Raw genomic sequence first — 21,379 nt, 5'->3', positions numbered from 1 at the left:
TACTCTCTGTAACAGCAGCGGGGTTATAACAATTATTTGAAATAAAATGTTATAACCCTGCTTCTTTGCAGCTATATGTATGCAAAAATATCATACTTATTTTTCGTTTTTATTGTTTGTGATTTTTTATTATCGTTTATCTGATTATATTTATCTAATTATATTATTTATTATTTATGCAGGCATAAACGCGTATTATTGCCAAAAGCATGAATAACCCAGGAGGTTACGATATGCTATACAATATTATCACCGGAATAAATGCCTTTCTCTGGGGATGGCCCTTTATTATTTTTATTATTTTTATTGGCATTTATTTCATGTTTGCAAGCCGATGTTTTCCTATTTTCCACTTCTGTCATATTATCAAACACACAATCTGTTCCCTCTGGAGTCCCGAATCAAAAGAAACGTTTTCCAAGAGAAAAGGGACTGTTTCCCCCATCGAGGCCGGCTGTATTGCTATTGGCGGTGCCGTAGGCTGTACCGCTATCGGAGGCGTTGCCACTGCCGTTGCTACTGGTGGTCCCGGGGCAATTTTCTGGATGTGGGTATGGGCAGTACTTGGTATGATCATCAAGTGTGCTGAAACCTCCCTGGGCTGTTACTATCGTTATAAAAATGAAAAAGGGGAATACTTTGGGGGCAGCGTATACTTTATCGCAGACGGCATTGGAAAGGACATGCATTTTCCAACCATAGCAAAATATCTGGCACTACTCTTTTCATTCGGCTTCGTCGCCCAATTTCTCGGTGGATCCCAGGTATTTACTATTGCCGAAATATTGAACCGTTCATTCGGCTTCGATATGATTATCATAACTCTTATCTATTCTGCCGCTTTGTTTTATATCATTTTTAATGGAGTACCGCGGATAGCATCTTTTGCCGTCCGGGTTGTCCCATTTATGTGCGTTCTTTTCATACTCTTCGGCCTTGGCGTCATCGTTGCTAATATAGAACAAGTTCCCCACGCATTCCATCAGATTTTCACTTGTGCTTTTTCAGATACGGCACCTGTTGGTGGTTTTGCCGGAGCTACGATTATCCAGACAATTAATGATGGATTAGCCAGATCCATTAATTCCAACGAAGCCGGGCAAGGATCCAGTCCTCTCATATATGGGTCTGCTGATACGGTTCATCCAGTCCGGCAAGGGCTTTGGGGCAGTTTCGACGTATTCATCAATACCATTGTCATCAGTACGATAACAGCACTCTCTGTATTAGTAACCGGTGTCTGGGATTCCGGCCAGTTCGGTGCTACCCTGACAATCATGGCTTATAACAGCGTATACGGCTATCCTGGCGTCGTGCTGATTGGTCTGGTCGCCGTATTATTTGGTTTGACAACGACCACAGGCTGGTTTACTTATTATATTTCTATTATTCAATTTGTCTTCAAAGATTACCCTCATTTTCGCGATCGCATGACGACACTTTTAAAGTATTTATATCCTCTGCCTAACATTATTATTGTATCTTCTATCGTTTTAACGGGAAATGGCCCTGATTTATTCTGGACTCTGGTAAACATCACACTCGTATTCCCTGTAGGATTTAACTTGTTAGCTTTATTTTTCCTAAGGAACAAATTCAAAGATTTGCTAAAAGACTATAAAGCCCGTTATATGGGGATAGGAACGGTAAATCCATCATTTAAGATATTCCGCAATACGCCGCCAGATAAATAGGACAAACATTTATTATTCCCATTAAAAAGGACTCCCATTCCAGCTATAGTTTACTGAAATAGAGTCCTTTATTTATGAGCATTTTCAAATGTTACAATTTTTCTTCTCTAAATTCTTTATATAATCTATTAAACTTATCTTTATTCAGTTCTTTTTCCCAGCAGGATACGACAACCGTTGCCATGCAGTTGCCGCATACATTACAGATGGTCCGGATCATATCGAGAATGCGGTCAATTCCCAGGAGAATGGCTACCCCTTCTGTGGGCAGATTGAAGGCGGCAGCTGTTGCGGCGACGACGATAATACCGGCACCGGGGACGCCGGCAATGCCTTTAGTGGAAAGCATGAGTGTCACCATGACCAGCAATTGTTGCTCGATAGGCATGGCAATGCCATAAAGCTGGGCGATAAACAAGATTCCGGCCGAGCTGTACAGTGTCGAGCCATCGAGATTGAAAGAGTATCCCGTCGGCATGACGAAAGTCACCGTCGCTTCGGGTACGCCAAGACGGTGAAGACGTTTCATCGCGCCGGGCAAAGCCGCTTCACTGCTGGCAGTAGAAAAAGCAAGGAAAAGAATATCTTTCAGGGCCAGAATCAGGTGGAAAAAATTAATTTTTGTAAATACACTGGCAATCGTGGCTACAACGGCAATAAACAACGCCGTGGCCCCGGCGACGGAAAGAATCAGTTTTCCCAGTGGGATCAGCATAGTTATACCATAACTGCCTACCGTATACGCAATCATGGCAAAGACCCCCAGAGGGGCAAAATGCATGACATAGTTAGTCACTTTGAACATAGCCTCTGCTACACTCTGACAGAAATTGACAATGAGCGTCCCTTTTTCTCCAATATGAGCGACGGCAACGCCGAAGAAACAGGCAAAGAAAATAATCTGGAGCATATCCTGCCGTGCCGCTGCATCGACAATATTCGTGGGGATAATGTGAAGTACATACTGCACCATATCGATGCTGTGCTGGCCTGCCGCCGCAACTGCATCCGAACCAGCCGTGGCTGCCGACAAAGGCACGCCCACGCCGGGTTCCGTTACATTCATGACAAATAAACCAATAGCCAGGGCAATGGTCGTCGCAAATTCAAACCAAATAATAGCCTTTCCGCCCAGACGTCCCAATTTCTTAAAATCGCCAGTCCCGGCAATCCCCATAACGAGGGTGCTGAAGATAAGCGGTACGACAATCATCTTGATCATCCGCAGGAACGCATCGCCAAACGGCTTTAAATGACCTGCCAGATCAGGAACCACATACCCCATGAGCGCACCCAGTGCCAATCCCAAAAAAATCTGTGTACTCAGCCCTATTTTCTTCACGCTATATCTCCTTATAAAATACGGTTACAATTACAAGCTCTTTCATTTTATAGTATTTCTTCCCAGTCTACAATATAAATTTTGATATCAAAAGAAGAAATATGTTATGAAAGTGAAGAATGCCATTATTATTGTTATATAAAACACTAAAATAATGTATTCCTGACTTTTTACCCTAAATTTTACGGAGAAACACAGAACGCTTATTGCAAATCCTAGTGATTCGTGTTATAATATTTGTAAATAACAAATAAAAAATATTAATTAAAAAGAGGTGTCAATTATGGATACGTTTGACAACATTGCCCAGTACCCAATTTATTTTGCTCCCGGCTGTCAGCTCCTGCAGTTACAGCCTACAATGGTTTCTGATGTGTATGATTACCTGCGCCGTCTCTTTGGCAACAAGATTCGTCTCTATACCCGCTGCTGCGGTCTTGACGATGCAAATCAGCACGATGAAGAAGCCGTTTTTATCACCTTGTGCGATACGTGTTTCAAAATCTATGGCAGTACGTATGCCAATCTCCACATGCGCGACTTCTGGGATGTATATGATGAATATAAATCCATTTATCCCTTAGGTGATAAAGAAGACGAATTGAGAAAAGCTCTTAAATCAACACTTTGTGATTATACCCTTCCCCAGAAAGCTTTGAAAAACTGGATGGAAGAATGGAAAACTTGGAGCACAAAAGAAGATTAACCCTTGCATTTATCTCAGTAACCTGTTATAATGTGTTCGTAATAAATAATAGTTATTTGTTACGAGATATTTAAGATATTCCCATTATATAATTATGTTTGATATGATTAGGAGGTAACAATTATGAAAAAGTTTGTATGTGGCGTTTGCGGTTATGTTTTTGAAGGTAACGATGCTCCGGAAAAATGTCCTCAGTGCGGTGCTCCGAAAGAAAAATTCACTCTCGTTCCGGAAGGACCGAAAACCTATGCTGACGAACATCAGGTAGGCGTTGCCAAAGGCCTCGATGAAAAAGTTGTTGAAGGTCTCCGCCTCAACTTCACCGGTGAATGTTCTGAAGTCGGCATGTACCTCGCTATGAGCCGTGTTGCTGACCGCCAGGGTTACCCGGAAGTTGCCGAAGCTTACAAACGCATCGCTTTTGAAGAAGCCGAACACGCTGCTAAATTTGCTGAACTCCTCGGCGAAGTCGTAACAGCTGATACAAAAGAAAACCTCGAAATGCGTGCCCTCGCTGAACAGGGTGCCTGCGCTGGCAAAAAAGAAATCGCAACGCTGGCTAAACAGCTCGGCTATGATGCTATCCATGATACCGTTCATGAAATGGCAAAAGACGAAGCTCGTCATGGCCGTGTATTCGATGGTCTCCTCGCCCGTTATTTCGCAAAATAAGCTGCATAGAAATATATCAAAAGCCTGCTGCGATGCAGCAGGTTTTTTCATTCCCGTCTATCCTCTACTATCAAAAAACGAGAGCCCTCACCTATCGTGACAGCTCTCGTTTCTTTGTATTTAACGTTACCCATCATTTCCATAGAGATGATGTTCCCGGATGTACGCATAGACAGCCGGTGCCAGTTCATCCTTCTGTTTTTCCTGATGTTGGCGGATGTCGTGAGAGGAAATAGCATCGGCCTGATGATCCATCAGCTTTACCGTGAGGCCTTCTTCTTCCACCCGGCATTTTACCATTTCTATCTGTTCCCGGTCATCCCCTTTGCGCATCCCGACGAGAATGCTCGCCATCCGTCCACATTCCTGCCAACGATACCAGTAACTGAAGGAAAGGAATGTATCAGATCCCATGAGCAGGTAAAGCGGATCGTCAGGAAACTTCTCTTTCATTGCACAAAGCGTATCATAGGTGCGGCATGTACTCCCCTGCTGAATCTCATAGCCATCGACAGCTACGGGAAAAGGCAGGTCTTCCACCGCTTTCTGACACATTTCAATGCGCTGCGCCGCATCCGTATCCAGTTCTTTATAAAAAGGCTGGGTCGGCATAAGAATCACCAGACGGGGATGCACCGCATTCCAGGCACTGCAGCAGAGCCGGATATGACCCTGATGAATGGGATTGAATGTCCCACCAAACAGGACAATTCCTTTTTTGTTGTCATCATTCCGGCCCATGCTGCTCACCCCTTCCTCTTATTTTACGACAAACTGCGGTTTATAGTCATCCAGACGCTGTTTAATGGGCAGCCACTGAAGAACGCGCTTGATGTTGCGGTCCCAGAAATCCCACGTATGGTCGCCGTCTTCCGTCCACAGTTCAATATCCGTCAGGTCTTTGACTTTATTGTAGAAGGCAATATTATAATCATGGAGGAAATCCTGATTGCCTACGGCGCAAACCATTTTCGGCAGTTTTTTACCAGCTTTGACGGCATTCTGGAATTCTACGACCAGATCATTTTCACCGCCCCGGGGATCTTTATTATCAAAAGTCATGAGTCGTTCTGCATCAGAATAGAGTTCCTTTGATTCATACATGACTCCGATATCTACGACACCGGACAGGCTGGCTGCAGCCGCATACTGATCCGGGCAGAGGGCAGCGGCATGGAGAGCGCCATAGCCACCCATGGAGAGGCCGGCAATGAACGTATCTTCCCGTTTCTGCGATACCTGGAACATATTGCCGATGACTTTTGGCAGTTCCTGCGTAATATAATCAAAATACCGGTAACCATGCGGCTGGTTGATATAATGGCCGCGGCCTGTCGTAGGCATGACGACGACCAGACCCATATCCATGACATACTGTTCCACGTTGGTAAAGCGGATCCATCCCGTCTGGTCACGCATGATGCCATGGAGGAGATACAGTACGGGGAACGGCGGTTTGATGACATCTCGCAGCGGTTCCGGCGTCCGGGTACAATTTTGTGGATAAATAACTTCGATTCCCGTATCAATACGTAGAACATCTGAGTAAAATTCAATGTGAAGTGACGGCATAATGACTTCCTCCCTTAACTGATATGATAGTATAAATTATAGCCATACGAAGTTATTTCTGTTCCGGATAGGTGCCATCCTGTTTGTCTTTGTAGATTCTCCAGGGAACGGCCAGGAAAAGAATGTAAATCAGGAACGGTGCCGAAATAAGCGTAAAGGCGACATAGCCTTTAGCAACGATGGTCAGGATACCCAGGCGGCTGAATGCAACACTTATGAGAGTAACAATGACGCCGATGACAGCACGGCGATAAAAAGCTGTCTTATTGGCCATGATATTGTGACGGGCTGCCAGGAGCTGATACCGTTCACTGATACCAAACAACAGGCCAACACCGGTACTAAGCATGGCCGATACGGCAATGGCTACATAGAGATACCGTGTCCAGTCAGCAGAATGGACGATATCGTGAAGGAGATACAGCATGGGGATGCTTTCTTTTGTAATATGAGGCATGCCAGCGGCAAACAAGATGGTGCAGAGCATCGTACCGCCACCGCAGAGAACAGCCGTACCGAGAGCGGCCAGGAAGGTATCTTTCTTGCTCCGGATGGTTACCAGGCAGGACGGAACAGCCGCATTGGCACCACAGGTAAAGAGAATGATCGACGAGAAAACGATGACCCAGGCATAGCCCGTCGTAAGGCCATAATCAGCAGCGGTCGAACCCGATTCAATGAATTGATCTGCAGCCGGCCAACAGATGCCGATACTGATGAAGAAAATGAAAATAATGATGGCAATAATCAAAATAGTCAGGGTGTTGCCCAGTTTCATGACCAGATTCGCGCCTTTCAACGTAAAACCAATCATGAAAACGCCAAAGAGAAGGGTTCCGATCATATTAGGAATACCAAAGGTCTGTTCCAGAATAATAGCGGCACCAGAAATCATACCGGCGGCTACGAGGAAAATCTGAACCATGGAGAAAATATCTTTAAATATTCCCAGTACCTGCCGTACAGCCGGATTTTTATAAATCATATCGGATTGTTCGCGATAATCTTTTGGTTTGTATATCCGGTTGAATTCAAAGGTCAGCCAGCACCAGACAAAAGTAAGGATTCCGACGAGGAGTGGTCCCCAGATGACGCCTGCCGAACCGGCTTTCAGATAATAGGCAACGGTCTGCGTCCCTGCGGCAAACCCCGGCCCTACATAACTACTGAACATGAGTGCCGCAATGGATAACGCCCCTACGACATTAACTTTCGAAATCTGTTTCCCATCATTCATGATATGACACCTCCAGTGAATAGATGAATCAGGTCACTCTACATTCGTTACACATCGAGTATGCCGTCCGGTGTGTATGCAACAGGCACATCTTGTTCCAAAACTTCCAGTTCCGGATTTTCTTTCACTACCTGAGCCGAGACCAACAACTCCTGTACGTGAAGCGTGTTTTCTATGATTGCAATGCGTCCATCCGGTCCGGGATTGGCCAGCGCATAAGCCTGGCTGATTGCTTCTTCTTCCGTGTCGAAATATACAGGAATCTTCCCCCGTTCAAGATACGTCGTAGGAATGAGGTTGGAATACATAGACTCCCGGTCAATCTGGCTGACCAGACCTTTCGTCGTAATATCGGCCAGGCCGATGCCTAACGCATTTCCATAGGAATGTTCATTCATGCGCAGAGCAACGAGCATATGAATATCCGGACTCGTCGGTTCTTCTACGCCACGAACGCGGATGCGGCCGATGACTTTAGTATCCATCCCGGTCCCGCTGTAAATCTTGCCTATTTCCTTTACGACAACCAGATCATACTGACTTCCCGGCAGATGTGGCACGAGGCTGCGGGCCAGAAGCTGGAGTTTTGCATCGGTTTCGATATACGTTTCTACAGGCACACCCTGGAGGAGGTATGTCTGATCATTGGAATTTTCGATGATAGCCAGACCGCAGAGAATGGGGGCTTTCTCCAGCGATACCTTGCAGGACTGGGCAATAGACTGGGCCAGTCCATGGGCATGCATGGCCGAGCAGCCGTCTTTTTTGCCCAGGCCGATGGCAATCATTTTTACGATGCCGCTTTCATTGGGTGCCGAAAAATCAGTATGCGGTTTAACCCGGTTGCAGACAATGATGCCATCCGATTCATAGGCATTCTTGTCAAAATATACGGGCGCACCATTTTCCGTTTCTCCCAGATATACCGTTTCCATGGATGAACGGATAGGGCAATCCATCGTTTCTTCCGTAATGCCATATCCTTTCAATACATCGATCTGCCCCTGGGCCGTTGCACCACCATGACTCCCCATGGCTGGAACAATGAAGGGATGACCTCCCTTCGTCTTGACATAGTCAGCGATGCTGCGGATGATAGTCGCAATATTGGCAATACCCCGGCTGCCTGCCGTAATGGCAATCTGTTTATCGCGCAGTTTATCATCCGGCGTCAGTTTATCCAGTTCCTGCCGCACTGCGGCTGGAATATCACTGATACAATCTGTCGGAAAATGCTGCCGCACCCGTATGAGATGAGGCAGTTCCTGCTTTTTCAAATCTAACATGTCACGTTTCATCTCTCTTTCTTCACGATCATCACGAACAATTGATCTTATATACGTTCTTTTTAAATCATACCGTTGTTATTTAAATCTATATGTTGTTATTTGATAAACAAATCTGTTCTTCTTTTTGTCCATCGCCACCAGCAAGGATTCCCTCTCCTCCACTGCCATCGGTAACATATAAATAAGTAACAACTTTTTGCTGTTTTAAATACGCCCGTATTTCATCGCAGGTATACTGTTTACCCGGATATTCCAGAAATTCCCGTACTTTCCAGGCTGCCTGCCGACTTCCCTGCAACAGAAGTCCCGGACCTCCGGGATACGACAGACACCAGACCTGAGGAAGGATTTCCGCCATATGTTCGTCAATGACATGGACTTCTCTTCCCAGCGATCCGATAATGCCGCCTGTCCGCGGCCCATTCTGCCAGGCCGCTATATTAGCAGCCGCCGCCACGACGGAAACGGGGCAGAGCCAGGTTACATAGTCTGCCAGGTACTGATCGAGTGCTACCGGGTCCGTAATACACCGCACGTCTTTCCCTCTATACGCTGTCAGCTTCCGCCTGAAATGCTCATCAAGGCCCTCCAGGTCCCCTGCCCTGCACCAGATGCCAACAGCTGCCGGCATCTGATACAGACAGGTCCGATACAGACGTACCCTGTAATCATTCATCAGGGGTACTGCTTTCTCACAGCCTCCGCCATGGCTGCGTTGATCCTTTCCAAATCGTCTGACGCGGCGTTTTTCACAAATGCTTCAATCGCTGCGCTGGCTTCGACAAACGGACCTGGCAGGTTTAAAACCAGCGCATCCCCCAATCGGCCACAGACGAGGCAGCTCCACAAATGTCCGTTCTTGCCAAAGAGCTGCCGGCTGGCACTGGGCGATAACATCGCTTCCAACGCCGTATGAGTAAAATCTTTTCCCAGTGTAGAACTGTAGCGGTGTCCGCCACCGCTTCCCCCGATGAGAACGACCAGATCCGATGCGGCAGCTGCCTTGCGGATAGCCTGTTCTATTTTATCTTCTTCATCCGTTACCGGTGCGATGCGGGTAATCTGCATTTCCGGATTGTAGCGCACCAGCTGTTGTACGACGGCCGCGCTGTCCGTATCAAAGACGATACCCGCTTTGATTTCGTCACCCGTAGGAATAATCGTCGCCGTATCAATCATGATGGAGCCACCTTTCCCGGGCACAGTAGTCATGATCCCGCTGAGGAATGTGATTGATATCGACAGGCACAATTTTTTCTGCCCCTGCCAGCTTGGCCAGTTCTGTCGCTGTGACCCCTTCTGTCGTTGAGATGGCCTGGATCAGGCCATGTTCATCTTTCTCTATTTGTTCCGGATCGATGCCGTATATATCCATATCGATAGATGAACCGGTAACGCCGATGACCCGGACGACAGAATGGAATTTATCCATCAGGATTTTTTCCAGCGCCCGCGTATCCAGTCCCTTGACATCGAGGCCCTGCACTTTGACGACTGTTTTATCCGTATAGACAATAATATTTTCATCAGCCATGGCAAATCCCCTGTTTCTATCAGATTTCTTTTTCTACCAGCAGATCATCTGCATGATACTTCTTGGCCTGTTCCACACCCGGCAGGATTTCATCGGCGTGAGCGATGACTTCCTCTGCCGTCATATGGGAGGTCTGTTTCATCCATTCGCGCGTACAGCCGATGCTGTCCAGTTCAGCCTGAGCAGCCGGTGTGATGCGGTCGAAATCAATAGGAGTCCCCATAGCACGGGCAATGGACAGAACAACAGGCGAACAGCCGATATCCCGGGCCGGTACACAGCCGCACTGGAGAGCACGGATGGTCAGGCGGGCAATGACTTTCTTATCGCAGACGATGCAGGGAATGTACTGTTTCAGCGTCTTGGCATAGGCACCGGAGCCATGAGCCGTATCGCCGGCTTCAAACTGAGGATGAGGGAATACACGGCCATACATTTCTGCAACGGTCATGCCGATACCGACCGAAATGACCTGGCCGGTCATGCCTACGAGGACATCGCCGTGATGCATGCATTCGAGCTGGCCCAGAATCGGGAACAGGACTTCATCCATAGTGATGATATTCATCATTTCTGTTGCCGAATTATTATTGGACGCCCGGCCGGTAATGACGACGTTATGGACAGGAATCTTCTTATCTTTCGGATTCGGCCCGCGGAACATCTTCTTTTCAGGGAACAATTTCTTCCACTGTTTCAGATGGGGTTCCTTTTCTACCAGTTCATCGGAGAGAATGATTTCCTGCATGGGCAGGATGCCGAATTCATTATTAACTTTACCATTATCGGAGGCCCCCATGCGGACGATGGCCCCTTCGACGACAATGCCGTCACTAGTAGTCGTCACAGCATCCATATCAAATACATTGATAGCTGCCGGCCCCTGAATGGTAGCTGCTACTTTGCGGATAGCATCATCCTGGGAAAGACCACTTTTTTCAATTTCCTTGACATCGAGAAATACGACCGATACAGGTATAATCTTATCATCTATATCCCCGCCGGGAAGAACTCTATATTTCATGATGTATGCGCCTCCTTAGTGCAGACCCAGTTTTGGTCTTCTGTCTTCAATATCCGTACAACCGTCAAATTCCGTTTCTTCCGTCGGATGGATAATATTGATGACTTCCATAATAATCTTGGTCGTCTTGCCGTTTTCATCTTTGCCCTTAATGAGAACCGTATGCATCGTTTCGGGGACACGGGGCAGGACCAGAACTTCGACATGCTTGACATCATCCCGTCCGGCGATTTCATGAACAGCTTCTTCAATGCGGCCCGTACGCAGTGACTGCATCTTGGCGCTGTGCAGACTTTCCAGACCATGGACTTCCATCGTCTTTGTGTCGTCCACATCGTGGACAGCAACATACATTTTTTTAATAAATTCCGGGAGTTTTGTGTGCATGAACCTGAACATAATACTCTCTCCTCTCTAAAATAATATTCTAGAATTTATAATTTACGCACATCCGGTATACCGATATACCGGTATACCGATATACCGGTATACTATTATTATAATCGCTCATATATGTTTGTCAATAATAGTTATATTGCTAAAATATCATTGCTGGTTATTTTATTATACAAAATAGTTTTAACCGTCCTATTGGAATTACTTTGCCAGTAAGTATATAATAAATATAGTATCTGTAAAAAACAAAAGGATGTGATGTCATGCAATCACGCAAATCATTACAAGATAAAGCTTATGAATATTTAAAAGCCCAGATTATGGACGGAGCCTTTGAAAAGGGAAAAATCTATTCTCTGGCAGCCATCACAGCCTCATTGAATATGTCGCGCACGCCGGTCCGCGATGCGCTTCTCAGCCTCAGTCAGGAAAACCTCGTCGATGTCCTTCCCAGCCGGGGATTCCAGCTCCACGAAGTGACCCGCCGGGAAATCATCGAACTCTACCAGCTGCGCTGTGCCATCGAGGGGTATTGTGCCGCTTTCCTGTCCTCCTGCTATGCTGCAGATCCATCCCGTAGTGAAATAGCCATGCTCGATAAAAATTTGAAACTCCAGGAAAAGGCCGTATACGACCATCAGTCAGCCGACGAATATTATATCCTTGATATGGAATTCCATAATATCATTATTTCCTCGACAAAAAATAAGCATTTTTACCATATCATCAAAAACAACCGCGTCCGCAGCAGTGATTTCTCTCTCGTTTCCCTGCGTAAAGAAGGCGTCATAGAGCGGACCCTGAAAGAACACAAGGCCATCTACGAAGCCTTGTGCACCGGCGATCCCGTCCTGAGTCAGGAAAAGATGATACTCCATCTGGATACGCCATTGCAAAACAACCTGTCCAGCAAATTGCTAACAGACTGAACGCGCAAAAAAACTTGCCGCACAACGGTAAAAATCGTTGTGCGGCAAGTTTTTTTGTTTCTATTTTCCCAGACGATAGCGGAAATCATCATAACCGAAATGGCATAACTCTTCTATCGTGCCCGTTTCATGGCGAACGTAGAGGTCCGGAAGAGGCATACCATTGAATGTATTAGTTTTACAAGTTGTATAAATAGCCATGTCACCGAAAAGGAGCAAATCACCTGCTTCAAGAGGCTTATCGAAGCTGTAATCTCCTATGACATCACCAGACAGGCAGGTCGGCCCGCCCAGACGATACGTATAAGGACGCGCGCCGGCTTCTCCGCTTCCAAACAGTGGCGGCCGGTATGGCATTTCCAGTACGTCCGGCATATGGCAGGCCGCGCTGGTATCGACAATGGCAATCTTCGTATTGCCATTGGTCAGCACATCCAGCACACGCGTTGCCAGATAGCCTGCATGAAGGGCACAGGCTTCTCCCGGTTCGAGATAGACCTGGACATTCCACTTTTTTTGCGCCGTGCGGATACAGTCTTCGAGAAGATTTATCTGGTATCCGGGACGGGTAATGTGATGACCGCCACCCATGTTGAGCCACTTCATCTGGGGCAGGATATCACCGAATGTCGTCTCTACTGCTTTCAGGGTCGTAGCCAGATCATCCGCATCCTGTTCACACAATGTATGGAAATGGAGTCCGTCGAGGAGCGCTTTCCCCTCGTCGGTCATCAAGGCGTTCCACTGCTCCCGTGTCGTTCCCAGCCGGCTGCCGGGAGCGCAGGGGTCATAAATATCATGCCCGTCCTGAGTAGACCATTCAGGATTAATCCTGAGGCCTATGCTCCGGCCTGCTACTTTTGCCTGACGCCCGAAGCGCATGAGCTGGCTTGGCGAATTGAATACGATGTGGTCTGCATAGTGCAGTAGTTCCACAAACTGGTCATCCCGGTAGGCCGCCGAAAACACATGCACTTCTTTGCCGGGCATCTTCTCTGCTCCAAGGCGTGCCTCATACAATCCGCTCGCCTCCGTACCGGCCAGATAGGGTTCCAAAGCCGGATACAGATCGTAATTGGAAAAGGCTTTCTGCGCCAGGAGGACCCGGCAGCCCGTCCGTTCTGCCAGTCCGGCCAGGATTTCTCCATTATGCCGCAGAGCCCGCTCCTCCAGGATATAGCACGGCGTCGGCAGCCGGCCAAACCAGTCCTCCGGAGTACCTCCCTCCAGATAGCGGAACGGCGGCGTATACATCGTATCGCCCATCACGGTACCAGTACCGGGTTTTCATCAATGCTGCGTGGGAGGCCATATTTGTCCAGTGCATCGAGGAACGGATCCGGATCCAGTTCATCTACCGTATAGACACCCGGTTTCTGCCATTTTCCCGTAAGCATCATGAGCGCACCGCACATGGCCGGTACCCCCGTCGTATAGCTGACGCCCTGACTGCCCACTTCACGGTAGCATTCCTGATGATCGCAGACATTGTAAATATACCAGGTCTTATCTTTGCCATCTTTCGTTCCCGTAAAGATACAGCCGATATTGGTCTTGCCTTTCGTCCGCGGTCCCAGGCTGGCAGGATCGGGAAGCAGGGCTTTCAGGAATTTAATCGGCACGATCTGATGGCCTTCAAATTCAACCGGCGTCGTAGATAACATTCCCACATCTTCCAGACATCTCATATGATCGAGATAACTCTGTCCAAAGGTCATAAAGAAACGGATCCGCTTCGCTTCAGGGATGGTCTGGGCCAGACTTTCGATTTCTTCATGGTGCAGGAGGTACATATCCTTTTCCCCGACCTGATCGAAATGGTATTCCCGTTTAATACTCATGGCCGGTATTTCAATCCAGTGTCCGTCTTCCCAGTAACTGCCGGGAGCCGATACTTCGCGGAGGTTTACTTCCGGGTTGAAATTAGTCGCGAAGGCATAGCCGTGGTCACCGCCGTTGCAGTCGAGAATATCAATCGTATCGATATGATCGAATTCATGTTTTTTGGCATAGGCACAATATGCCTGGGTTACGCCCGGGTCAAAGCCGCAGCCTAAGAGGGCCATGAGACCGGCATCTTCGAATTTTTTGCGATATGCCCATTGCCAGCTGTAATCAAAATATGCCGAGAAACCCGCTTCTTTGCAGCGTTTTTCATAGATGGCACGCCACTGGGGATCATCGGTATTTTCCGGTTCGTAGTTAGCCGTATCCATGTAATTGACGCCGCAGGCCAGGCAGGCATCCATGATAGTCAGGTCCTGATACGGCAGCGCCACATTCATGACCAGATCCGGCTTTTCCTTCTGGATGAGGGCAATAAGCTGGTTTACGTCATCAGCATCTACCTGGGCTGTCGTAATTTTCGTATCCGTGTGGCCTTTCAATTTGGCAGCCAGGTCATCACATTTGGATTTTGTACGGCTGGCAAGACACAATTCCGTAAATACATCACTCACCTGACAGCATTTCTGAATCGCTACGGAGGCAACGCCGCCACAACCAATGACAAGAACTTTACTCATAGTAGTCTCCTTTCAGTTTGAACAAAAAAACAGATATATGGAAATCTATAGTGAACCACATATATTTTCAACTATGACAGCGGATACAGTGCCAGCATCAGCTCCCGCACGACTTTGCAGGCCAGTGCCGTAGACGCGCCACTGGCATCCAGCATCGGCGCCAGTTCGGTCACATCGGCACCGATGACACGGGTCTGGGAAACGAGCTGTATGGCTCTGAGCAGGGCGGGAAACCAGACGCCGCCCGCTTCTGGCGTCCCCGTTCCGGGAAACGCCGCCGGATCCAGGCAATCGAGGTCAATCGTAACATAGACGGGAAGATTCTGTTTCCTCAGTTCGTCAACGACCTGTTCCAGTCCTCCGAATCCGAAGGGATGCATGTCCGTATGCTCCCAGGCAAAGCGGAACTCTTCCCGTTCCCCGCTGCGGATACAGAATTGATGGATCCGCCCATCTCCCAGGATGTCATGGCATCGCCGAAGCACGCAGGCATGACTGAGCCTTGCTCCCAGATAGTCGTCCCGCAGATCGGCATGGGCATCAAAATGGATGATGTGCAGATCCGGCCACTGCCGGGCAGCTGCCCGTACGGCACCGAGTGTCACCAGATGTTCCCCGCCGAGGAGCAGAGGCAGCTTACCATCAGCAAGAATCACCGACGCCCGTTCTTCTATATCGGCCAGGGCCTGTTCCGAACTGCCGAAACACAATTCCATATCGCCACTGTCAAAAATCCGGCAGTCTTCCAGATCTTTATCCTGATACGGACTGTACGTTTCCAGGCCAAAACTTTCATGACGTATGGCCGGCGGGCCAAAGCGGGCGCCGGGGCGGAAACTCGTCGTCGAATCGAAGGGAGCACCGTAAAGGACGATGCGTGATTCTTCATAGGAAGCATCACAGGCCAGGAATGTTTCTACATTAGGTTTCAGCATCAGGGTTCTACCTCCTGGAGCATGTCTTCCAGAAATGCCGGCAGCCAGAATGAACCGACATGGAGCCGCGTCGTATAGTACCGCGTGTGGAGATGGAGCTTTTCCCACGCCGCCGCGTCGAGGTCATTGACGGGATGATATTTTTTGCTGGCAAATCCGAACAGCCAGTATCCGGCCGCATAGGTCGGGATATGAGCCTGATAGACCTTACTGATAGGGAAGGTACTGACGATGCGCTGGTGGCTGCGCTGCATGGCCAGAGCGTCTTCTTTATAAAATGGGCTCCCCTGCTGATTGACCATGATGCCGTCATCGCGCAGGGCATGATAACAGCTGCCATAAAATTCCTTCGTAAACAACCCCTCAGATGGTCCGAACGGATCGGTCGAATCGACGATGATCAGGTCATATTCCGCTTCGCAGCTGCGGATAAACTTCAGGGCATTTTCAAAATGGATATGAACGCGGCTGTCATCGAGGCGGCAGGCATTGCCCGGCAGATAATTGCGGCAGGCTTCGACAACGGCCGGATCCATTTCTACCAGATCGACAGACCGTACCCGGTCATAGCGCGTCAATTCCCGCACGACTCCGCCGTCCCCGGCACCGATGACCAGGATATCCTGGCACTGCTGATGTACTGCCATGGGCACATGAGTAATCATTTCATCATAGATAAATTCATCCCGTTCGGTAAGCATGACGTTGCCATCAAGGGTCAGGACGCGGCCAAATTCCGGTGTTTCAAAAATATCGATGCGCTGATATTCGCTCTGCCGGGAATACAGATGGCGGTTGACGCGGATACTGTGCTTGACATCGGGCGTATGAAATTCACTGAACCAAAATTCCATGATATCCCTTCCTTTCACGCCAGGACATTGATGTGCTGCAAATCGGGATCTTCTGATCCGGTCATGCTGCAGCCTTTTTCTTTGGCATAACATATGTGTTCCAGGATTTCTGCCGTAATCCGTTCGCCCGGCGCCAGAATGGGAATGCCCGGAGGATAACACATGACGAATTCACTGCATACGCGCCCTTCACTCTGTGCCAGAGGCAGACTGACCTTATCAGCATAAAACGCGTCCTGGGGGCTCATGACGACTTCCGGTTCCACATATTCCTGAGTCAGCATTCCTGCCGGATCTTTCTGATGATGGCGGCGGATTTCTGCCAGGGCACTGACCAGCCGTTCCAGTTCCTGTATGCGGTCTCCCATCGACAGATAGGCCAGAATATTGCCAATATCACCGAACTCAATCTGAATATCGTATTCATCGCGCAGGAGGTCATAGACTTCAATACCTGCCAGCCCGATGTCACGGGTATGGACGCTAAGTTTCGTACTGTCAAAATCAAAGACAGAATCGCCATTCATCAATTCCCGCCCAAAGGCATAATATCCGCCGATGGCATTGATTTCCTGACGGGCATAATCGGCCATATCGACGACTTTATGAAAAATTTCACGGCCGTGAAGTGCCAGGTGGCGACGGCTGATATCCAGACTGGACATGAGAAGATAGCTTCCCGATGTCGTCTGAGTCAGGTTGATGATCTGCCGTACGTAGCCTGCATGCACATCCGGCCCGGTCAGAAGGAAGCTGGACTGGGTCAGGCTGCCACCGCTCTTGTGCATCGATACGGCCGCCATATCGGCACCAGCCGCCATAGCCGATACGGGAAGGCCATGGCCAAAATAGAAATGCGTACCATGGGCTTCATCGGCCAGACATCGCATCCCCGCATCATGAGCCATGCGGACAATGGCCCGCAGGTCACTGCATATTCCGTAATAGGTCGGGTTATTGACCAATACGGCTACGGCGTCAGGATTTTCCTCGATGGCCCGCGCTACCTGCTGGCGCTGCATACCCAGAGAAATGCCCAGCCGTGCATCGACTTCCGGATTGACATATACAGGTATGGCTCCACAGAGCACCAGAGCATTGATGACACTTTTATGGACATTGCGCGGCAGAATGATTTTATCTCCCCGCTTACAGACGGTCAGTACCATGCTCTGCACGGCACTGGTCGTCCCGCCGACCATCAGAAAGGCATGGGCGGCCCCAAAGGCCTCTGCTGCCAGTTCTTCCGCCTCGCGGATGACAGAAACAGGATGACACAGATTATCCAGCGGTTTCATACTGTTGACATCGACGCCGACGCACTGTTTCCCGAGGAAAGCCGTCAGTTCCGGATTTCCCCGGCCTCTCTTATGTCCCGGTACATCAAAAGGGACAACACGCATATCACGGAATCGCTGCAGAGCTTCATATATTGGTGCCCGTTGCTGTGATATGGCCGCTTGTTTTGACATTACCATATTCTCCCCCCATTGCCTGCATAAAAAAGCGCAAGCTGCGCTGCTGCACAACTTGCGTCCTGACAATTCCAATATACTAAGACGATGGAAACATCCTGTCCGTCATCCGTCTTAGTGGAAAATATGATCAGAGTCTATATAGCAATTCTACTTTTACTACTCCTATTGATCGGTTCACAAGTGTGCCTGCGCACATTTCGGTTATGAAGTAACCAACTCTTGAAAACTGAGCATACAGCTCAATCAATAAGGCAGCAATCATGCCGCCAATCGGCAGTGGACCCGGCTGTCCGTATGGCCTGAACTTTAAAAAAAGTGGTCCTGTACAATTGCTTTGAAAAGACCTGTTCTGTCATCTTTCCAAAATCATACCAATCGTATCATAAAGAAAAACACCTGTCAACTATCTGGCGTCACTTGCCGGCGTATCCATCAGTTTCCGGGCCAGTTCCTGGTACAGGAGGCTCACGGGCAGATCCGGATTACCTTCGACGACGGTCATGCCCTGGTTTTCATAATACTGGATTTCTTTACTGCGCGGTATATCGGCTATAATGGGCAGATTATGGCTGTTGGCAAAAGCCTGTACGATATCATACTCGTTCTCTACGTTGCGCCTGTTGAGGATGATTCCCCGGACCTGGGCATATCCCCGGTCTTTGAAATTTTCTACTGCTTTGATGATATTGCCGGCAGCATACAGAGCCATTTTTTCTCCCGACGTGACAATGAAGATTTCGTCGGCGTACCCATCCCGTATAGGAGCCGAAAAGCCACCGCACACGACATCGCCCAGCACGTCATACAACACGACATCCGGCTGGATCCGGTCGAAGACTTCCAGTTCATCTATGAGATCAAAGGTAGCAATGATACCTCTTCCTGCACAGCCCAGCCCCGGCGTAGGTCCGCCCGTTTCGATGCAGAAGACACCGCCATACCCGGTTTTACCGATATGCTCGAAATCCGGTTCTTCCGTATAGGTCCGGTAATAATCCATGACCGGCATGACAGGCTCGCCATGAAGGAGATTCCACGTCGAATCGGCCTTGGGATCGCAGCCGATTTGGATGACCTTCTTCCCCAGTCTGGCCAGAGAAGCCGAAATATTGGCAGCTGTCGTCGATTTGCCGATGCCGCCTTTTCCATAAATCGCAAATTTTCTCATCGTATTTCCTTTCCTATTTCAAACGATCCCGCAACCAGTCCGCTATGTCCGGCCCAGCAATCACAGGCATTTCATCGTGATAGTGGCGCCCAGAATACGCTTCGTGGGGCAGAGAAATAAATGCATCCTGTTTTTCCGGAAGCAGCCGGGCATAAATGGGGTCTGCCAGGACATGCTGCGCCTTGCGGCATTCTTCGCGGATGACCGGTTCGACACTGACCGTTTCTATATGGCGCAGGAGCAGCTGAGGCGCATCGGCCAGCGGGCATAAGAGCCGCACCGTAGAAAGACCCAGCTCATGGCGCAGCAGATTTCCCATAGAAAGGAGATATACCGGCTCGCCAATGACCAGGGCATCACAGGGCTGGTCATCATACACCGTTTCCGTCTTCCAGGCATTGAGATCGGCCAGAGCGTACTGCGGCTTTTCCCGGGGTTCTCTTCCCGTAAGGCCTGTCAGATACGATGTATCCCCTTCACGCAATGCCTGCAGCCAGTCTGCTGTTCCCTGTTTTCCCATAGGGATGCCGGCTACATAAGGAATCCCGTACTGTTCCTGCATATATTGGGCCAGATACAACCCCGTAGAAGAGACGACGGCATTGACATCGGCATTGGCCGCACCAGCCATATTATCCAGCGTATCTCCCATAGACCACGAACTCTGTATGATGAATCCCGCTTCTGTCAAAATGGTTTTGATAGCAGTTGCATTGCCGACGACAGAAAAATCCAGAGGTGTCAGCCCCAGGATATTGACTCTCCGTGCCGGCCGCTGTGGCTGTCTGACCGGACATTTCAGGAAATGCTGCGCCAGGCGGACGTAAGCATTCCCCGCACCGGGAAGATAACTGTGGATACCGTCCGTCCGGAATCCCATCGTAAAAATACCCGTCCGTTCTTGTACCATTTTTTCAATGGCCCGGAAATCCGTCCCGATTGCATTAGGCATGGGACTGCCTCCGATAGCGATAAAAGCCGGATGGACGGCATCGGTTACTTCGGCAATATCATGGATGAGCCGCTGGTCGTTCCCCTGAATGGTGTCGATTTCATTGAGTCCTGATATGTACACCATGGATTGTGTATCGTACCATCGCGGCTCATCATGGGTATCATACGTCGAATTACAGCCCGATGCATCGTGCATGACAACCAGCCCACCCAGTTCAAACAGGGCCGAAGCGATGCCAAACATATCTACGGCATAGGTAGATAAGACTCGTTGTGCTTGTTTCATCCATGACACCCCCAGGCTTTGACTTGAATAATCTCTCTCATGTCCGGATTTTCTTTGCTAGCGGCATCACCGATCCAGTCCAGCAGCTTCATAAGACCCACATACCCATACAGGCCGCTGTTTTCAATGACATTGACAAAATACTTCGTATCCGTAAAGTAGGCTGCCATCTGGCCGATAGCCAGGACTTTTCCATATTTCCGGCTGTCATCCCGCGGCAGGAGACGCCGCTTGAAATGCATGGTCGAACGCAGGGACAGGTTTGGATAATGTTCTTTCAAGAAAAAGAAACTGTCTTTTTCATCTGGTGAAATGGCATCGAGATACACGGCATACACGTTATATCCATGAGTCAGCAGGAACCGTGCCAGTCCCAGAGGCCGCGGTGTCGCTGTAAAATCGATGGCAATCGGCGTCTGCCCGAGTATATTATGCAATTTCATCGCCTTCTCTTCTATCTGCTGTTCAAAGGCATCGCAATCAGGCATGGTAAGGTGCAGTACATCCGCTGCCGTCTGCAGGTTCTTCCGCAATGTCCCATAGTCGTAGGCATACGGCAGATACAGGGCATCCTGTCCCAGACGGCGCTTCATGTCGCGGGCTGCCGGTGCAGCATTTTCCAGGAAATAAATATTGGCTGCCGATTCCCCCATCTGTTTATATTCATCATACGTACGACAGTCCGCAAAATCGTGAATGGCATACCCGCCAGCACAGAGCATGGCTGTCAATTCATTATCTCCATCGACAGGGTAATAATTGACGATGTAATTCACGGCCCGGC

22 protein-coding genes are annotated in these 21,379 nt (G+C 48.9%); 4 read left to right on the top strand and 18 right to left on the bottom strand.

Annotation, left to right across the window (positions count from 1 at the left end):
• The first annotated feature begins 233 nt into the window (after nucleotides 1-233).
• Nucleotides 234-1,694 carry an alanine/glycine:cation symporter family protein gene (locus B4H10_RS03275; protein WP_292018165.1) on the top strand — a complete coding sequence of 487 codons (1,461 nt, stop codon included), beginning with the start codon at nucleotides 234-236 and terminating at the stop codon, nucleotides 1,692-1,694.
• Between the two features lie 91 nt (nucleotides 1,695-1,785).
• Here the strand turns inward: B4H10_RS03275 and B4H10_RS03270 are convergent, their stop codons facing one another.
• Nucleotides 1,786-3,036, bottom strand: a complete 1,251-nt coding sequence (locus tag B4H10_RS03270) for a dicarboxylate/amino acid:cation symporter (protein ID WP_292018164.1) — start codon at nucleotides 3,034-3,036, stop codon at nucleotides 1,786-1,788.
• 283 nt (nucleotides 3,037-3,319) lie between these two features.
• Between B4H10_RS03270 and B4H10_RS03265 the strand changes: the two genes are divergently transcribed.
• Both B4H10_RS03265 and B4H10_RS03260 read left to right on the top strand, forming a co-directional pair.
• Nucleotides 3,320-3,742, top strand: coding sequence for a hypothetical protein (locus B4H10_RS03265; protein WP_059075421.1), 423 nt, complete (start codon nucleotides 3,320-3,322; stop codon nucleotides 3,740-3,742).
• A gap of 123 nt (nucleotides 3,743-3,865) precedes the next feature.
• Nucleotides 3,866-4,414 carry an NADH peroxidase gene (locus tag B4H10_RS03260; protein ID WP_059075422.1) on the top strand — a complete coding sequence of 183 codons (549 nt, stop codon included), beginning with the start codon at nucleotides 3,866-3,868 and terminating at the stop codon, nucleotides 4,412-4,414.
• A 126-nt stretch (nucleotides 4,415-4,540) separates the two neighbouring features.
• On the opposite strand, the gene nadD is transcribed toward B4H10_RS03260, so the two are convergent.
• The 9 genes from nadD to B4H10_RS03215 all read right to left on the bottom strand — a co-directional run bounded on the left by nadD (nucleotide 4,541) and on the right by B4H10_RS03215 (nucleotide 11,469).
• Nucleotides 4,541-5,155 carry a nicotinate (nicotinamide) nucleotide adenylyltransferase gene (gene nadD / locus B4H10_RS03255; RefSeq protein WP_292018163.1) on the bottom strand — a complete coding sequence of 205 codons (615 nt, stop codon included), beginning with the start codon at nucleotides 5,153-5,155 and terminating at the stop codon, nucleotides 4,541-4,543.
• A gap of 18 nt (nucleotides 5,156-5,173) precedes the next feature.
• Nucleotides 5,174-5,986: an alpha/beta hydrolase gene (locus B4H10_RS03250; RefSeq protein WP_075581335.1), complete on the bottom strand. Its 813-nt coding sequence runs from the start codon at nucleotides 5,984-5,986 to the stop codon at nucleotides 5,174-5,176.
• Between the two features lie 52 nt (nucleotides 5,987-6,038).
• Nucleotides 6,039-7,223 carry an amino acid permease gene (locus B4H10_RS03245; protein ID WP_059075425.1) on the bottom strand — a complete coding sequence of 395 codons (1,185 nt, stop codon included), beginning with the start codon at nucleotides 7,221-7,223 and terminating at the stop codon, nucleotides 6,039-6,041.
• Nucleotides 7,224-7,270: 47 nt separating this feature from the next.
• Nucleotides 7,271-8,509, bottom strand: coding sequence for a lactate racemase domain-containing protein (locus B4H10_RS03240; RefSeq protein WP_292018162.1), 1,239 nt, complete (start codon nucleotides 8,507-8,509; stop codon nucleotides 7,271-7,273).
• An 88-nt stretch (nucleotides 8,510-8,597) separates the two neighbouring features.
• Nucleotides 8,598-9,188, bottom strand: a complete 591-nt coding sequence (locus B4H10_RS03235) for a hypothetical protein (protein ID WP_292018161.1) — start codon at nucleotides 9,186-9,188, stop codon at nucleotides 8,598-8,600.
• Nucleotides 9,188-9,691 (bottom strand): molybdopterin-binding protein, encoded by a 504-nt coding sequence (locus B4H10_RS03230; RefSeq protein WP_059075428.1) that lies wholly within the window; start codon nucleotides 9,689-9,691, stop codon nucleotides 9,188-9,190. The genes B4H10_RS03235 and B4H10_RS03230 overlap by 1 nt, the downstream gene beginning before the upstream one ends.
• Nucleotides 9,684-10,046, bottom strand: a complete 363-nt coding sequence (locus B4H10_RS03225) for a hypothetical protein (protein WP_059075429.1) — start codon at nucleotides 10,044-10,046, stop codon at nucleotides 9,684-9,686. Before B4H10_RS03225 ends, B4H10_RS03230 begins: the two co-directional genes overlap by 8 nt.
• Before the next feature lie 19 nt (nucleotides 10,047-10,065).
• Nucleotides 10,066-11,070 carry a hypothetical protein gene (locus tag B4H10_RS03220; protein ID WP_059075430.1) on the bottom strand — a complete coding sequence of 335 codons (1,005 nt, stop codon included), beginning with the start codon at nucleotides 11,068-11,070 and terminating at the stop codon, nucleotides 10,066-10,068.
• A gap of 15 nt (nucleotides 11,071-11,085) precedes the next feature.
• On the bottom strand, nucleotides 11,086-11,469 hold the full coding sequence (locus tag B4H10_RS03215; protein WP_059075431.1) for a hypothetical protein: 384 nt from the start codon (nucleotides 11,467-11,469) through the stop codon (nucleotides 11,086-11,088).
• Nucleotides 11,470-11,729: 260 nt separating this feature from the next.
• Between B4H10_RS03215 and B4H10_RS03210 the strand changes: the two genes are divergently transcribed.
• Nucleotides 11,730-12,395 carry a GntR family transcriptional regulator gene (locus B4H10_RS03210; protein ID WP_292018160.1) on the top strand — a complete coding sequence of 222 codons (666 nt, stop codon included), beginning with the start codon at nucleotides 11,730-11,732 and terminating at the stop codon, nucleotides 12,393-12,395.
• Nucleotides 12,396-12,455: 60 nt separating this feature from the next.
• On the opposite strand, the gene B4H10_RS03205 is transcribed toward B4H10_RS03210, so the two are convergent.
• The 8 genes from B4H10_RS03205 to B4H10_RS03170 form a co-directional block, all read right to left on the bottom strand.
• On the bottom strand, nucleotides 12,456-13,661 hold the full coding sequence (locus B4H10_RS03205) for a carboxynorspermidine decarboxylase (protein ID WP_083501423.1): 1,206 nt from the start codon (nucleotides 13,659-13,661) through the stop codon (nucleotides 12,456-12,458).
• Entirely contained in the window at nucleotides 13,661-14,920 is a 1,260-nt protein-coding gene (locus B4H10_RS03200) for a saccharopine dehydrogenase family protein (protein WP_292018159.1), read from the bottom strand. The genes B4H10_RS03205 and B4H10_RS03200 overlap by 1 nt, the downstream gene beginning before the upstream one ends.
• 71 nt (nucleotides 14,921-14,991) lie before the next feature.
• Complete coding sequence (speB, locus tag B4H10_RS03195) at nucleotides 14,992-15,855, bottom strand: agmatinase (protein ID WP_292018158.1); 864 nt, start codon at nucleotides 15,853-15,855, stop codon at nucleotides 14,992-14,994.
• Nucleotides 15,855-16,709: a polyamine aminopropyltransferase gene (speE, locus tag B4H10_RS03190; protein WP_059075435.1), complete on the bottom strand. Its 855-nt coding sequence runs from the start codon at nucleotides 16,707-16,709 to the stop codon at nucleotides 15,855-15,857. Before speE ends, speB begins: the two co-directional genes overlap by 1 nt.
• Nucleotides 16,710-16,723: 14 nt before the next feature.
• On the bottom strand, nucleotides 16,724-18,181 hold the full coding sequence (locus B4H10_RS03185) for an aminotransferase class I/II-fold pyridoxal phosphate-dependent enzyme (protein WP_141700281.1): 1,458 nt from the start codon (nucleotides 18,179-18,181) through the stop codon (nucleotides 16,724-16,726).
• A 409-nt stretch (nucleotides 18,182-18,590) separates the two neighbouring features.
• Complete coding sequence (locus B4H10_RS03180) at nucleotides 18,591-19,355, bottom strand: AAA family ATPase (protein ID WP_059075437.1); 765 nt, start codon at nucleotides 19,353-19,355, stop codon at nucleotides 18,591-18,593.
• A gap of 13 nt (nucleotides 19,356-19,368) precedes the next feature.
• Entirely contained in the window at nucleotides 19,369-20,595 is a 1,227-nt protein-coding gene (locus tag B4H10_RS03175) for a nitrogenase component 1 (RefSeq protein WP_292018157.1), read from the bottom strand.
• Nucleotides 20,592-21,379 (bottom strand): nitrogenase component 1 (locus tag B4H10_RS03170; RefSeq protein ID WP_349678333.1); only part of this gene is annotated, 788 nt, incomplete at its 5' end. The genes B4H10_RS03170 and B4H10_RS03175, both read right to left, overlap by 4 nt.

Origin of the sequence: Megasphaera sp. UBA4382 (assembly GCF_002391155.1) — a bacterium.
Classification (GTDB): domain Bacteria; phylum Bacillota; class Negativicutes; order Veillonellales; family Megasphaeraceae; genus Megasphaera; species Megasphaera hexanoica.
The sequence above is the reverse complement of the archived record's forward strand: the minus strand, read 5'-3'. Positions and strand labels throughout refer to the sequence as shown.

Bases quoted from the DNA above. Each gene is read 5' to 3' on its own strand.
- B4H10_RS03275 (WP_292018165.1), top strand. From the start codon at position 234: ATGCTATACAATATTATCACCGGAATAAATGCCTTTCTCTGGGGATGG.
- B4H10_RS03265 (WP_059075421.1), top strand. From the start codon at position 3,320: ATGGATACGTTTGACAACATTGCCCAGTACCCAATTTATTTTGCTCCC.
- B4H10_RS03260 (WP_059075422.1), top strand. From the start codon at position 3,866: ATGAAAAAGTTTGTATGTGGCGTTTGCGGTTATGTTTTTGAAGGTAAC.
- nadD (WP_292018163.1), bottom strand. From the start codon at position 5,155: ATGGGCCGGAATGATGACAACAAAAAAGGAATTGTCCTGTTTGGTGGG.
- B4H10_RS03250 (WP_075581335.1), bottom strand. From the start codon at position 5,986: ATGCCGTCACTTCACATTGAATTTTACTCAGATGTTCTACGTATTGAT.
- B4H10_RS03245 (WP_059075425.1), bottom strand. From the start codon at position 7,223: ATGAATGATGGGAAACAGATTTCGAAAGTTAATGTCGTAGGGGCGTTA.
- B4H10_RS03240 (WP_292018162.1), bottom strand. From the start codon at position 8,509: ATGTTAGATTTGAAAAAGCAGGAACTGCCTCATCTCATACGGGTGCGG.
- B4H10_RS03235 (WP_292018161.1), bottom strand. From the start codon at position 9,188: ATGAATGATTACAGGGTACGTCTGTATCGGACCTGTCTGTATCAGATG.
- B4H10_RS03230 (WP_059075428.1), bottom strand. From the start codon at position 9,691: ATGATTGATACGGCGACGATTATTCCTACGGGTGACGAAATCAAAGCG.
- B4H10_RS03225 (WP_059075429.1), bottom strand. From the start codon at position 10,046: ATGGCTGATGAAAATATTATTGTCTATACGGATAAAACAGTCGTCAAA.
- B4H10_RS03220 (WP_059075430.1), bottom strand. From the start codon at position 11,070: ATGAAATATAGAGTTCTTCCCGGCGGGGATATAGATGATAAGATTATA.
- B4H10_RS03215 (WP_059075431.1), bottom strand. From the start codon at position 11,469: ATGTTCAGGTTCATGCACACAAAACTCCCGGAATTTATTAAAAAAATG.
- B4H10_RS03210 (WP_292018160.1), top strand. From the start codon at position 11,730: ATGCAATCACGCAAATCATTACAAGATAAAGCTTATGAATATTTAAAA.
- B4H10_RS03205 (WP_083501423.1), bottom strand. From the start codon at position 13,661: ATGGGCGATACGATGTATACGCCGCCGTTCCGCTATCTGGAGGGAGGT.
- B4H10_RS03200 (WP_292018159.1), bottom strand. From the start codon at position 14,920: ATGAGTAAAGTTCTTGTCATTGGTTGTGGCGGCGTTGCCTCCGTAGCG.
- speB (WP_292018158.1), bottom strand. From the start codon at position 15,855: ATGCTGAAACCTAATGTAGAAACATTCCTGGCCTGTGATGCTTCCTAT.
- speE (WP_059075435.1), bottom strand. From the start codon at position 16,709: ATGGAATTTTGGTTCAGTGAATTTCATACGCCCGATGTCAAGCACAGT.
- B4H10_RS03185 (WP_141700281.1), bottom strand. From the start codon at position 18,181: ATGTCAAAACAAGCGGCCATATCACAGCAACGGGCACCAATATATGAA.
- B4H10_RS03180 (WP_059075437.1), bottom strand. From the start codon at position 19,355: ATGAGAAAATTTGCGATTTATGGAAAAGGCGGCATCGGCAAATCGACG.
- B4H10_RS03175 (WP_292018157.1), bottom strand. From the start codon at position 20,595: ATGAAACAAGCACAACGAGTCTTATCTACCTATGCCGTAGATATGTTT.